The 12,726-nt window shown below is 60.5% G+C and carries 10 protein-coding genes; 5 read left to right on the top strand and 5 right to left on the bottom strand.

Annotated features, from left to right (window positions below):
- The first annotated feature begins 49 nt into the window (after nt 1-49).
- Together DBR44_RS09105 and DBR44_RS09100 are read left to right on the top strand one after the other, a co-directional pair.
- The gene (locus DBR44_RS09105; RefSeq protein WP_124643761.1) at nt 50-865 is read left to right on the top strand and encodes a carbon-nitrogen hydrolase family protein; all 816 of its coding nucleotides are present in this window, start codon (nt 50-52) and stop codon (nt 863-865) included.
- A gap of 132 nt (nt 866-997) precedes the next feature.
- Nucleotides 998-2,332, top strand: a complete 1,335-nt coding sequence (locus tag DBR44_RS09100; protein WP_124643760.1) for an APC family permease — start codon at nt 998-1,000, stop codon at nt 2,330-2,332.
- Between the two features lie 63 nt (nt 2,333-2,395).
- On the opposite strand, the gene speA is transcribed toward DBR44_RS09100, so the two are convergent.
- From speA to DBR44_RS09080, 5 genes are all read right to left on the bottom strand, one after another.
- Nucleotides 2,396-4,276, bottom strand: a complete 1,881-nt coding sequence (gene speA, locus DBR44_RS09095) for an arginine decarboxylase (protein WP_124643759.1) — start codon at nt 4,274-4,276, stop codon at nt 2,396-2,398.
- A gap of 409 nt (nt 4,277-4,685) precedes the next feature.
- Nucleotides 4,686-5,975, bottom strand: a complete 1,290-nt coding sequence (locus tag DBR44_RS09090; RefSeq protein WP_124643758.1) for an FAD-binding oxidoreductase — start codon at nt 5,973-5,975, stop codon at nt 4,686-4,688.
- A 188-nt stretch (nt 5,976-6,163) separates the two neighbouring features.
- Complete coding sequence (locus tag DBR44_RS09085) at nt 6,164-7,345, bottom strand: ABC transporter ATP-binding protein (RefSeq protein ID WP_124643757.1); 1,182 nt, start codon at nt 7,343-7,345, stop codon at nt 6,164-6,166.
- A 112-nt stretch (nt 7,346-7,457) separates the two neighbouring features.
- The gene (locus tag DBR44_RS19485; RefSeq protein ID WP_158613584.1) at nt 7,458-7,631 is read right to left on the bottom strand and encodes a hypothetical protein; all 174 of its coding nucleotides are present in this window, start codon (nt 7,629-7,631) and stop codon (nt 7,458-7,460) included.
- Between the two features lie 307 nt (nt 7,632-7,938).
- Nucleotides 7,939-9,753, bottom strand: coding sequence for a GGDEF domain-containing protein (locus tag DBR44_RS09080; RefSeq protein ID WP_233578440.1), 1,815 nt, complete (start codon nt 9,751-9,753; stop codon nt 7,939-7,941).
- Between the two features lie 198 nt (nt 9,754-9,951).
- On the opposite strand from DBR44_RS09080, the gene DBR44_RS09075 reads away from it, so the two are divergent.
- From DBR44_RS09075 to astE, 3 genes are all read left to right on the top strand, one after another.
- Entirely contained in the window at nt 9,952-10,740 is a 789-nt protein-coding gene (locus tag DBR44_RS09075) for an alpha/beta fold hydrolase (RefSeq protein WP_124643756.1), read from the top strand.
- Between the two features lie 46 nt (nt 10,741-10,786).
- Nucleotides 10,787-11,572: an enoyl-CoA hydratase-related protein gene (locus tag DBR44_RS09070; RefSeq protein ID WP_124643755.1), complete on the top strand. Its 786-nt coding sequence runs from the start codon at nt 10,787-10,789 to the stop codon at nt 11,570-11,572.
- Nucleotides 11,573-11,672: 100 nt separating this feature from the next.
- Complete coding sequence (astE, locus tag DBR44_RS09065) at nt 11,673-12,686, top strand: succinylglutamate desuccinylase (protein WP_124643754.1); 1,014 nt, start codon at nt 11,673-11,675, stop codon at nt 12,684-12,686.
- Nucleotides 12,687-12,726 lie beyond the last annotated feature (40 nt).

Genomic DNA, 12,726 nt, shown 5'->3' with positions numbered 1-12,726 from the left:
AGGGCTGCGCTGGCGATGTAGTCTGACAACAGCCAAACAAGGAGACAGCATGATTGTAGAACTGGCCCAACTACCTGGCGTGGATGGCGACATCCCGGCCAACACCGCCAGCGCCCTAGAGGCCATTGCCCGCTGCGGCCCGGACACCCGCCTGCTGGTTTTCCCGGAAACCTATCTCACCGGTTTTCCCACCGCCGACAATATCGCCAGCCTGGCCCAGCCCATTGACGGCCCGGCCATCAGCGCCATCCAGCAGGCCGCACGCGACAAAAACATCAGTATCGCCATCGGTTTTGCCGAGGCGCATGACGGCCACTTTTACAACACCACCGCCCTGCTTACCCCGCAAGGCGTGGCACTGGCCTATCGCAAAACCCATCTGTGGGCTTCCGACCACGGCATTTTCACCCCCGGCGATGCACTGGTGAGCTGTGAGTGGGAGGGCCTGCGCGTCGGCATCCTCATCTGTTACGACATCGAGTTTCCGGAAACCGCCCGCGCCCTGGCCCAGCAAGAGGTGGACCTGCTGATTGTCACCAACGGCAATATGGACCCCTACGGCCCGGTGCATCGCACGGCGATTACTGCCCGCGCCATGGAAAACCAGCTGTTTGCGGTAATGACCAATCGCTGCGGTAGCGGCGACGGCCTGCAGTTTGCCGGCGAAAGCGCCGTGATCAACCCCTTTGGTCAACTGGTGGCCAGCTGCGGGCGCGATCCACAGCAATTGCGTGTTGCGCTGGACCTGACGCAGCTGCAAGCCAGCCGCCGCGACTACCGCTATCTGCACGACCGGCGCATTGCCCTCGCCGGCAGCATCAGCACGGGAGAACACGGCCAGCGCAGCTTCCGCATCAAACACTAGGCAGTGGGTCGCCTCCGTCAGCCGGACGCGCCACGTCCGCCCGGAAGCACACCCCGGCCCACAAGGTGAAGTACATACAAAAGAGACAGGCTCATGACAACAAACACAAACATGAGCGACAAAGGAGAAACAATGGAAACGAAACAACTGGAGCGCTCGCTGACGCTGGGCTCCGTGGTGCTGTTCGGGCTGGCTTACATGACGCCCATCATCGTGCTGGGAACCTTTGGCATCCTGGCGCAAATGACCGATGGCATGGTGCCGGCTTCTTATCTGGTGGCACTGGTGGCCATGCTGTTTACCGCCTACAGCTATGGCCGCATGGCGGCAGCCTATCCGGTGGCTGGTTCGGCCTACACTTATACCCGCAAGTCCATCCACGCCAAGCTGGGCTTTCTGGTGGGCTGGGCGGTATTGCTGGACTATCTGTTCCTGCCGATGGCCATCTGGCTGATCGGTGCCGCCTACCTGGCTTCGGCTTTCCCCAGCATTCCGATGGCGGTGTGGGTGATTGCCTTCATCGTATTCACCACGCTGATCAATATTGTCGGGCTGAAGATGGCCAATACCGTCAACTACCTGATGATGCTGCTGCAATTTTGGGTACTGCTGGCTTTCGTGGTGCTGTGCATCCACTATGTGGCCGGCGACGCCAGCAAACCCTTGTGGAATCTGGCCCCGTTTTTCCGTAGTGACATGAAACTGCCGATGATCATGGCTGGTGCCGCCGTGGCCTGTTACTCCTTCCTGGGCTTTGATGCGGTCAGCACGCTTACCGAGGAAACCCGTGATGCGCGCCACACCATTCCGCGCGCCATCATGTGGATTACCATCATCGGCGGCTTGATTTTTGTGGTGGCATCGTACTTTGTGCAGCTGGCCCACCCCTCCAGCCAGTTCAAGAGTGTGGATGATGCCGCCTTCGAGATTGCCAAGAATATCGGCGGTGACCTGTTTGCCAGCATTTTTCTGATCGGCCTGATCATCGGCCAGTTTGCCTCCGGCCTGTCGGCGCAGGCCAGTGCCTCGCGCCTGCTGTACGCCATGGGCCGTGATGCGGTGCTGCCGCAGTCCATCTTCGGCAAGCTGCATGCGCGCTTTCGCACGCCAGTGAACAATCTGGTGATCTGTGGCGTGGTGGCCTTGCTGGCGCTGAAGCTGGATGTCACCACCTCCACTTCCTTCATCAACTTCGGAGCCTTCCTCGCCTTCAGCTTCGTCAACCTGTCGGTGATTGCCCACTACTATGTGCGCCAGCGCCGCCGCTCACCGCGTGACTTCTTCCTGTTCCTGCTGTTTCCGCTGATTGGCATGCTGGCCGACCTGTGGCTGCTGGTCAGCCTGGATGTCCGCGCCATCACGCTGGGCCTGATCTGGCTGGCGGTGGGGATTGCCTACCTGGCCAAGCTCACCGGCTTCTTCCGTCGCGAGCCGCCAGAGCTGGACTTTGTCGAAGCCGAAGGCTGATTCCATCTACCACAGACGCAAAAAAGCCCTGACGCATCAGGGCTTTTTGCTATCCGTACTGGCTTAAACCGACAGATAGGACGACTGCTTCAGACCGCGACAGAATTCGGCGAAGAACACATTGCGCTCGTCGCTGGTGAGGTCGGCCGCACGGGCCTTTTCCTCGTAGCGGTTGAGGATTTCCTCCGGTGACAGGTGCACATAACGCAGCATGTCTTCGATGGTGTCATGCTCTTCCACGCCGGCAAACTCCAGCTGGCCGTTGTCACGCACATAGACGTTGACCGAGTCGGTATCGCCAAACAGATTGTGCATGTCGCCCAGGATTTCCTGGTAGGCACCCACCATGAACACCGCAATCAGGTATTCGCGACCCGGCTCCACCGCATGCACCGACATGCTGGATTCGATGCTTTGCTGATCGACATACTGCTTCACCTTGCCGTCCGAATCGCAGGTCAAATCCTGCAGCACTGCGCGGCGGGTGGGCTGCTCGTCCAGGCGGTGTACCGGCATGATGGGCAGAATCTGGTCGATGGCCCAGGTATCCGGCAGGCTCTGGAACACCGAGAAATTGCAGAAATACTTGTCGGCCAGCTTGTCGGTCAGCTCGTCATACACCTGGCGCTGCGAGCGCTGGCTGGCTTGCAGCTGGCGATGCAAGCGACGGCACAGGGTGGCGTGCACGTCTTCGGCCATGGCTTTTTCCTTCAGCGAAATGCGGCCGGCGGAGTAGAGATCGGACACGTCGGAGGCGTAGTGGCTGGCACGGTAATAGATTTCCGTCACCATTTCCTCGTCGGTCAGCTCCATCAGCTCGAACAGCTTGCGCACCGGCTTGGCCAGCACCGACAGGTCGGCCACTTCCGGCACGCTTTCCGGCAGGCGTTCCACGTCGGTCACGTTCATGATCAGCACCGCGTGGTGGGCGGTCATGGCACGGCCGGATTCGGACAGGATGCGCGGATGCGGAATGCCGTTTTCGTCGCAGAACTCAGCCAGCATCGACACGATGACCTGGGCGTATTCGTCCATGTCGTAGTTGATGGAGCTGGCATTGCGCGAATGGGTACCGTCGTAGTCCACGCCCAGACCACCGCCGACATCGACATGGTCGATGGGCAGGCCCAGCGCGCGCAGCTCGGCAAAGTAGCGCACCGCTTCGCGGAAGCCGGCACGGTAGTCGCCGATATTGGCAATCTGCGAACCCATGTGGAAGTGCATCAGCCGTACGCAGTCGGACATGCCGGCGGCAGCCAGCTTGTCGGCAGCGGAAATCAGCTGGGCAGCGGACAGGCCGAACTTGCCCTTGTCACCGCCGGTATCCGCCCATTTGCTGCTGGCCAGCGAGGACAGGCGCACGCGCATGCCCAGCATGGGGCGTACGCCCAGCTTCTTGCTTTCTTCGATGGCCAGGTCAACTTCGGACTCTTTTTCGATAACGATGAACACCTGATGGCCCAGCTTCTGGCCAATCAGCGCCAGCCGCACGAATTCGCGGTCCTTGTAGCCATTGCAGATGATGGTGCCGCCCTTGGGCGCCAGCGCCAGCACGGCCATCAGTTCCGGCTTGGAGCCGGCTTCCAGCCCGATGGAGACCTCGCGCGTGGCGATGATGCTCTTGACCACCGCTTCTTGCTGGTTGACCTTGATCGGATAGATGGCGGTGTAGCGGTTGCCATAGTTTTGCGCGGCAATCGCGGTGTCGAAAGCGCGGCACAGGCGTGTCACGCGGTCCTGCAGGATGTCGGGGAAACGCACCAGCAGCGGCAGGTCCAGTCCCTTGGCGCCCAACTGGCGGCTCAATTCGTGCAAATCGATACGCGTGTCGTGGCGTACATTGGGCTGCACCTGAATGCAGCCATTGTCACCCACGTCAAAATAACCCGCCCCCCAATGCCGGATGCCATACAGGCTCCGGCTATCAGCCACAGTCCAAGCCATGAGATTTTCCCTCAATGATTCGATGGATAACCCCGCTCCTTAGTGCGCGGCTTTCGGGCTACAAAGCTTTTATGTGGGCCTGGGATGTCGGAGCGAAACAATTGATTGTCAGTGTTTTGCATTGCAAAACGAGCGCGGATTTTAACAACATCACGCAGCTTGACAAGTAAAAGTTTGATGACGTGGCCCTACGTCCATTTTTTTGGACAAACCACATGGCATGACAGCCTTTTCAGGCCGCCAATAAATGGCAAATGTGCTGCCTAACGATGCCAGCGATAGCATATCTTCCATTCTGCCGCGGCAGGCAGTGCACAGCGAAACTGTGCAAGATTTTCAACATCCAGCCCTCTGCCACGCGGGCTTGCCAGACCAGGCGATATGCGTCAGCAGGCTGGCAGACACGGGCCTAGAGGGCATCCAGCATGCGGTAATAAGCCATGCCCAACACCAGCGCCGGCGTGCGCAGCAACTTGCCACCGGGAAAATCACGGTGCTGCAGCCGGGCAAACAGGTCGAGCCGCCCGGCCGTGCCGGCGATGGCCTCGGCCACCACCTTGCCGGCAATGCCGGTCACATTCACGCCATGGCCGGAAAAACCCTGCATGTAGTAGATATTGCCGGCCAGCCGGCCCAGGTCCGGCGCGCGGTTGACGGTGATGTCGCAGAAGCCGCCCCAGGCATAGTCCACTTTCACATCGGCCAGCTGCGGAAACACCCGCAGCATGTCCTGGCGCATGGCCGTCGCCAGATCATGCGGCGGCTTGCCGGAATAGCTGACCTTGCCACCGAACAGCAGGCGGTGATCGGCCGACAGCCGGTAGTAATCCAGCACAAAATTGGTATCGCACACCGCCATATTGTTGGCGATCAGGCTGGCGGCACGCTCCCGCCCCAGCGGCTCGGTGGCAATGACATAAGTCCCGGCCGGCATGATCTTGCGCTCCAGTTGCGGCACCAGCTGGCCGATGTAGGCATTGCAGGCCAGCACCACATGGTCGCAGCTGATCGTGCCGTGCTCGGCATGCACGGTGGGGCGGCTGCCCTGCTCCAGCCGCAATACCGGTGTCTGCTCGTAAATTTTCACCCCGGCAGCCAGCGCAGCCCGCGCCAGCCCCAGCGCATAATTCAGCGGATGCAGATGCCCGGAACGCGCATCATACAAGCCGCCCAGATAACGCTCGCTGCCCAGTTGCTGCGCCAGCGTTGCCTTGTCCCATAGCTCCATGCCGCCATAGCCGTATTCTTCTTCGGCCTCCTGCTGCCACTCGGCCAGCTCCTGCATGTGACGCGGCTTGAGCGCGGCATTGCAAAAGCCGCGCGTCCAGTCACAGGCTATGGCATGCCGCTTGACACGCTCATCGATGATGTCGACCGCCTCCACCGACATATCCCACATCACCCGCGCCAGCTCCGCCCCCAGCTGTTCACGCATGGTGTCGATACCGCAGGCATAGCCGGCGATCACCTGCCCGCCGTTGCGGCCGGAAGCACCAAAGCCCACGGCCGAGCCCTCCAGCAGCGCCACCGACAAGCCGCGCTCGGCCAGATTGAGCGCAGCCGACAAGCCGGCCAGCCCACCGCCCACCACGCACACATCAACACTGGCCGAGCCTTGCAGCTCGGGACAGGCCTGCCAGGCATGGGCGCTGGCGCAATAGTAGGAAGGTGCGTGCGGCTGTCTGACAAAGCGGAGCATAAAGACCTCGCGAGCAATGAAACGGCAGGATGAAGCTGGCAGCCGCTGGCCAGATAACGGCCAGGACGGACGAAAAAAGAGCGGACACTCTTGCGAGTTATCCGCTCCTGGCCTGTGCGGGGCAGACTGCGCCCCACTCACAAAACCCCGGCAGCCGCGGTGCAGCTACCCGGTTTTGTTGGCGATACTTACTGGGTCAGCACTACCGGCACATCAGCGCGCCAGCTGACAAACACCGGGTCACCCCAGGTCGGGGCGGTTTCATCGGCATCGTACCAGCGCGACGACGGCACCACGGTCTTGACGATCTTGCCGCTGGCCAGCTTGATGTGGAAGATGGAATAGCTGCCCATGTAGGCGATGTTTTCGACCACACCGGCGGCCATGTTCGGGCCGACAGCCACCGGCTTGCGGTCCAGACGTACGTCTTCCGGACGCACACTGGCCCAGACATGCATACCCTTGGGACCGGTAATGCCGTGGTCGATACGCACCACGCCACCCAGCTCCTGCGAGGTGATTTCCACGCGGTCGGCCTCATCCACCGTCACCGCGCCTTCGAACATATTGGTTTCACCGATGAATTCGGCGGTGAAACGACAGTTCGGGTAGTCGTAGATCTCGGTCGGGGTACCCACTTGCAGCAGCTTGCCTTCGCTCATGATGCCGATGCGGTCGGCCATGGTCATGGCTTCTTCCTGGTCATGGGTCACCATGATGCAGGTCACGCCCACTTTTTCGATGGTGTTGGCCAGTTCCAGCTGGGTTTGCTGACGCAGTTTCTTGTCCAGTGCGCCCAGCGGCTCATCCAGCAGCAACAGTTTCGGACGCTTGGCCAGACTGCGGGCCAGGGCCACGCGCTGTTGCTGGCCGCCGGACAGTTGGTGCGGCTTGCGGTTGGCGTACTTGCGCATCTGTACCAGATCGAGCATTTCGTCGACGCGGGCACTGATTTCAGCCTTGGGCAGCTTGTCCTGCTTCAGACCAAAGGCGATGTTCTCTGCCACTGTCATGTGCGGGAACAGCGCATAGCTCTGGAACATCATGTTGACCGGGCGCTCGTACGGCTCCAGGCCGATGATGTCTTCGCCATCCAGAATGATCTTGCCCGAGGTCGGGGAGTCCATGCCCGCCAGCATGCGCAGCAGGGTGGACTTGCCGCAGCCGGAGCTACCCAGCAGGGCGAAAATTTCGTGTTGTCGAATATCCAGATCGACATGGTCAACGGCAACGTTGTCGCCAAACTTCTTCACCACTCCGCTGATGCGCAGATAGGGTTTGTCATTGGCTTGCACGCTCTGAACCTGCTTGGCAGCCTGTGCGCCCGCAACTGATTGAACCGGCTTATTGGCCGCTACAGCATCCGTCATGATTTTGCTCCCTCCAACTATTCCAGCCTTGGCGGCTGATTTCGCGTGTTCGCGACCTGATTATCGGGTCAGCTTCCAGAAAGGGCAGCCGGGCTGCTCTTTCCACTCGCACCTAATCCGCTTTCAAAACAATACCAGTACCCAACCCGGATGGGCAGTAGCCAGCAAGGAAAAAAGCGGGAAAAACGATCAAATCGGAAACGATAACATTTCGAGGAGGCTGGCAAACACAGGCATGGCCTGTGCTGTCATCAGGGACGGCAATATCCGCTGTGGCGTATTTCATGCTGGCTCCTCCCCTACTCTCCCGTACGTGGTGGTGCTAGCAGGCGTTCCGGACAAGGGGCAAACCGCATGCGCCTTGCAAGAATGCTTGCACTACCACCCAGAGCAGTCTTTACCGCTGCTCTTTTGCTGGAGAGAAGCCTAGCTTACGTTTAATAAATTTGACAAGCCTCAACACGAAACTTGATCAAAAGTGATGCTGCAATGTGGCTTCCCAGCCTCACAGCGCCTTTATTTTGGTAAAAAATCCATTACGTCGAAAAATATTTGATACAAAACCTGGGAAATTCTGCTGCTTGTTTAATTCATCAAACGCCCTTTTGCAGCGAGCTGCCCTGAGCCGGCAGCAGATGCCGCCGCTCGACAAACAAGGAGCTGCCCGCCTGCTTTTTGGCCTGCTTTTTGGCCTCGGCAGTGGCTGAGCCGACTTCATAGTGGGTGGGATACTGCCCGGGGCTCACCCGTACCACCCCCACCGACAGGCTGGTCAGTGGAAAACACATGTGCTCGCCGTTGCGACCAGTCATTTCAAAACCACCGGCAGCCAGGTGCGCGGGATCAAAAAAGCTGCGCACGCTGCGGTCAAACTCCTGCAGCATGCTCTGCAATTTGTCTTGCCAGTCTGCCGACTGGAATAACAGCGCAAAATCATCACCGCCGACATGGCCGACAAAATCGCGATCCGGGTCGGCACACTCCACCAGCAAGCGTCCCACCAGCTGAATCATTTCATCACCGGCGGCATAACCGTACAGGTCATTGAAGGGCTTGAAATTGTCCAGATCGGCATACGCCACCACAAAAGGCAGCCGCGCTTCCAGCAGGCGGTCGATGGCCTCGGACAAGGGCACATTGCCGGGCAGGCCGGTCAAGGGATTGGCATAGCGGGCGGCGGAAATCTGCAGCTCGGTCATCTTGCGCATCAGGGCAAAGCCGGTACCCATGCCCAGATAACGGCCGTTTTCGGTAATGATGAAGCCGTCCACCAGATAGCGCTGCTCGGAAGCCACCACCAGCGCCGACAGCTCGTGCACATTGATGTCGGCACTGACAATCAGCGGCTGCTTGTCCATCATCATGGTGCAGGGCTTTTTGCCGTACAGTTCACGATTGAAAGGCTTGGCAAAGCTTTCCAGCAAATGATGGCGGCGCAGCAGGCCGATGGGCACGCCATTCTCGACGACCGGAATGGCAAAGCGGGCCGGGTCGCTGGCAAAAATCCGGTAAGCCGCCTCATTGGGCAGCTTGGGCTCCAGATAGGGCACTTCCTGCAGCAGGTCACGCGCTACCGCAGGTACTTGCCACGGCAGCCGTGGCCGGCTGCCCGACCACGCCACGCCCTTGACATGGATTTGCAGATCCAGCGCCGGCACGGCGCTGGGACGGGCCAGCAGATAGCCCTGGCCGTAGCGCACGCCCAGCCGCTGCAGGGTGCGCAGCTCGGCCACGGTTTCGATGCCCTCGGCCACCAGCATCGCGCCGGACTGGCGGGCAATATCCACCATGGAGCGGACAAACTGCTCCTTGAGCGGGTCCAGATGCAGCTGTTGCACAAAGTGCTTGTCCAGCTTGACGAAGTCCGGCCGCAGTTCCGACCACAGCCGCAAATTGGAAAAGCCCTCGCCCAGATCATCCAGCGCGATACGGAAGCCATGATCGCGATAATGCTCGGTGGCACAGCGCAGGGCGGTATAGCAGCCACTGGGCGTGGTTTCGGTGACTTCGATGATGATGCGCTCGGCCGCCAGCCCTATTTTCTCAAGGAAGGCCAGCGTTTCGCCGTGACGGTGCTCGGGAGCCAGCAGCGTGGCGGGACAGATATTCAGGAACAGCAAACCGGACAGCGCCAGCTCGACAAAGCGCTCCATGGTGACCTGGCGGCAGGTGCGGTCCAGCATCACCGTCATATTGCAGCGCTCGGCCTGGTCAAACAGGCTGACCGGCGCGTGCAGCGGGCTGTTGGACGGGCCACGGATCAAGCCCTCATAACCGAGGATGCCGCCGCTCTCCAGATCGACAATGGGCTGAAATACCGGCTGCAAACGCCTTTCATTGATGATCAGCTCCAGCTCCTGACAGCGGGAGGCTGATTGCTCCAGCTCCGCCACTTCCATCTGAGACATACAGTTCATACCCGATTATCAAGCCATCCCGCCATTTACCATCGCAGCACTTTAAACTTTACAAATGACAATCTGGTGACCCAACCCCCATATCGCCAGCAAACCCGCGTCTCTCGCTGGCCGGCCTGCCGCAATGCAGCCTAGAATGAAACCAGACACCCGCCAACCGGCGGGCAGGCAAGCCCGCAGGAGCCGCCCATGCCACACATCACGCTCAACGGACATTCACTGTTCTACGAACTGACCGGACAAGGCCAGCACACCCTGTTGCTATTCAATGGCATCACCATGTCGACCCCGGCCTGGACCCTGATGACGCCGGCGCTGGAAAGCCAGTATCGGCTGCTGCGGCTGGATTTTCTCGGCCAGGGCCAGAGCGACAAGCCGGAGGCGGAAAAGTACGCGCTGACCGAGCAGGCCGATCTGGCGGCCGCCTTGCTGGATGCGCTACAACTGGACAAGGTGTTTCTGGTGGGGCTGTCTTACGGCGGCATGGTGGCGCAGCACTTCGCCCACCGTCATGGCCAGCGCCTGCACAAGCTGCTGCTGGCCTCTACCCTGGCCTGGTCGGACGAAGTCAACAACCGCATCAGCCAGAGCTGGATCGAATCCAACGCCATCGGCGGCCTGGACTTGCGTTACAGCGCCAGCGTGCCCTGGCTGTTTTCCAGCCGTTTTCTGGCAGCCAATGCCGCCATGCTGGACGACATGAAAGAAATGGCCGGCATGGTGGATTGGGCTGCCGTCATCCGGCTAATCAATGGCGTCCGCGAGCACGATGCGCGCAACTGGCTGCAGCAGATCAAGCTGCCCTGCCATATCCTGCTGGGGGAAGAAGACCGTCTGACGCCGCTATACCAGGCCCACCTGCTGCAAGAGCGCATCAGCGGTGCCACGCTGGAACTGCTGCCGCACGCCGCCCACGTGCTGCATATCGAAGCGGCCGAAGCATTTGTGCGCAGTATTTTCCGTTTTTGCCAGCCCTAGGCCGGCCCAAAGCCACAACAACAAGATGAATACTGAGGAGAACCTGATGGAAGAAGCCGTACTGCTCAAGGTCAGCCCGCAGGGCATTGCGACCGTTACCCTGAATCGCGGCGAGTTGCACAATGCGCTGGATGACAAGATGGTGGAATTACTCACCGCCACCCTGCAAACCCTGGCAGAAGACGACAGCATCCGTGCCGTGATCCTGACCGGCGAAGGCATCAGTTTTTCCGCCGGCCACGACAGCGCCTGGATGCGCCGCCTGACCGACTACGACGAAGCCCAGTTGCGCCGTGATGCCGAGCGCCTGTCCACCCTGCTGGAAACACTGGACCACCTGCCCAAACCCACCATCGCCCGGGTACAAGGCTCGGCCTTCGGTATTGGCGCGGCGCTCATTGCCTGCTGCGATGTCTCCATCAGCGTCGCCGAGGCCCTGTTCTGCTTCTCTGACGTCAAGCTGGGCATCATTCCGGCACTGGCCGCACCCTATATCGTGCGCGCCATCGGCCCGCGTGCCGCGCGCCGCTATTTTGTCACCGCCGAGCGCATCAATGCCGGCAAGGCGCGCCGGCTGGGACTCATCCACCAGACCGTGGAAAACGACGAACTGGACGATGCGGTCGATCACATGTGCCGCCAGCTGCTGCTGAACGGCCCGCAGGCCATGATTGCTGCCAAACAGCTGATCCGCGACATCGAGCACCGCGACATCGGCCCGGAAGTCATCGCGCTGACGGTGGATCGCATTGTCGCCCTGCGTCGCAGCGATGAAGGCCAGGAAGGGGTCAAGGCTTTTCTGGAAATGCGCAAACCCGGCTGGATAGACTGAGTTTGCCCATATACGGCATCCGCGTTCAAATGCGCGGCATGCCGGCTGCAAGCCATGCGGGAATGGTTACAATCAGCCCTTCCCTCCGCACGGATAGCCCATGACCACCTCGCATTCTCGTTTTCTGCAGCACGTGCTGCAGCCGGCAGCGCTGGCGGAAACCCGCTGGACACTGGCGCACGGCGTCACCGCACACTGGCATGATGACAGCGCCGTCGAACTGCGCCCGGCCACGCCGGCTGCCAGCTGCAGCTACATCCTGCTGTCCTGCGGCATACACGGCAATGAAACCGCGCCGGTCGAAGTGGTGGATGGCATCCTGGCCGATATCGACAGCGGCCAGCTGCGCCTGCACCACCCCTTGCTGGTGCTGTTTGGCAATCCGCAAGCCATGCGTTGCGGCGAGCGCTATCTGGATTACGATCTGAACCGCCTGTTCAATGGCGCGCATCAGCAACACGCCGACCTGTACGAAGCCGAACGCGCTGCACTGCTGGAGCAACGCGCCAGCCGCTTTTTCGCTCAGGCAGGCCCACACAAGCCCAAATTGCATTACGACCTGCACACCGCCATTCGCGGTTCGGTCTACGAAAAATTTGCCATCTACCCCTTCTTGCAACAGCGCACGCACCGCCGCAGCCAACTGGCCTGGCTGAAGCATTGCGGCATCGAAGCCGTACTGCTGCACAGCAAGCCGGCCAATACCTTCAGCTATTACACCAGCCAGCAGCATCAGGCCGATGCCTTCACCCTGGAGCTGGGCAAGGCCAGGCCCTTTGGCGAGAACGACCTTGGCCGCTTTGCCGGCATCGACCACGCCCTGCGCCAGCTGCTTGATGACAGCACACCAGCCCTGCCCGACTATCGCGATGGCGACTACCCGCTATTCCGCGCCAAGTATGATCTGATCAAGCACAGCGAAGCCTTCCGCCTGCATCTGGCCGCCAGCGTGGAAAACTTCACCGTGCTGCCGGATGGTTTTCTCATTGCCGAGGATGGCACACAGCGCTACATCGCCAGCGGTGGCGAGGAACGCATCCTGTTTCCCAACCCCACGGTAAAACCGGGATTGCGCGCCGGCATCGTGGTCGAGCCGGCCACACTCACCGCCTGACGCTGCTCCGCCCCCACAATGAAAATGGCCGCTCAACGCG

It is taken from the genome of Aquitalea sp. FJL05 (genome assembly GCF_003852595.1).
GTDB lineage: Bacteria > Pseudomonadota > Gammaproteobacteria > Burkholderiales > Chromobacteriaceae > Aquitalea > Aquitalea aquatilis.
The sequence above is the reverse complement of the archived record's forward strand: the minus strand, read 5'-3'. Positions and strand labels throughout refer to the sequence as shown.

What these genes read in the sequence shown, in the direction of transcription:
- DBR44_RS09105 (WP_124643761.1), top strand. Translation starts at nt 50, where the DNA reads ATGATTGTAGAACTGGCCCAACTACCTGGCGTGGATGGCGACATCCCG.
- DBR44_RS09100 (WP_124643760.1), top strand. Translation starts at nt 998, where the DNA reads ATGGAAACGAAACAACTGGAGCGCTCGCTGACGCTGGGCTCCGTGGTG.
- speA (WP_124643759.1), bottom strand. Translation starts at nt 4,276, where the DNA reads ATGGCTTGGACTGTGGCTGATAGCCGGAGCCTGTATGGCATCCGGCAT.
- DBR44_RS09090 (WP_124643758.1), bottom strand. Translation starts at nt 5,975, where the DNA reads ATGCTCCGCTTTGTCAGACAGCCGCACGCACCTTCCTACTATTGCGCC.
- DBR44_RS09085 (WP_124643757.1), bottom strand. Translation starts at nt 7,345, where the DNA reads ATGACGGATGCTGTAGCGGCCAATAAGCCGGTTCAATCAGTTGCGGGC.
- DBR44_RS19485 (WP_158613584.1), bottom strand. Translation starts at nt 7,631, where the DNA reads ATGAAATACGCCACAGCGGATATTGCCGTCCCTGATGACAGCACAGGC.
- DBR44_RS09080 (WP_233578440.1), bottom strand. Translation starts at nt 9,753, where the DNA reads ATGTCTCAGATGGAAGTGGCGGAGCTGGAGCAATCAGCCTCCCGCTGT.
- DBR44_RS09075 (WP_124643756.1), top strand. Translation starts at nt 9,952, where the DNA reads ATGCCACACATCACGCTCAACGGACATTCACTGTTCTACGAACTGACC.
- DBR44_RS09070 (WP_124643755.1), top strand. Translation starts at nt 10,787, where the DNA reads ATGGAAGAAGCCGTACTGCTCAAGGTCAGCCCGCAGGGCATTGCGACC.
- astE (WP_124643754.1), top strand. Translation starts at nt 11,673, where the DNA reads ATGACCACCTCGCATTCTCGTTTTCTGCAGCACGTGCTGCAGCCGGCA.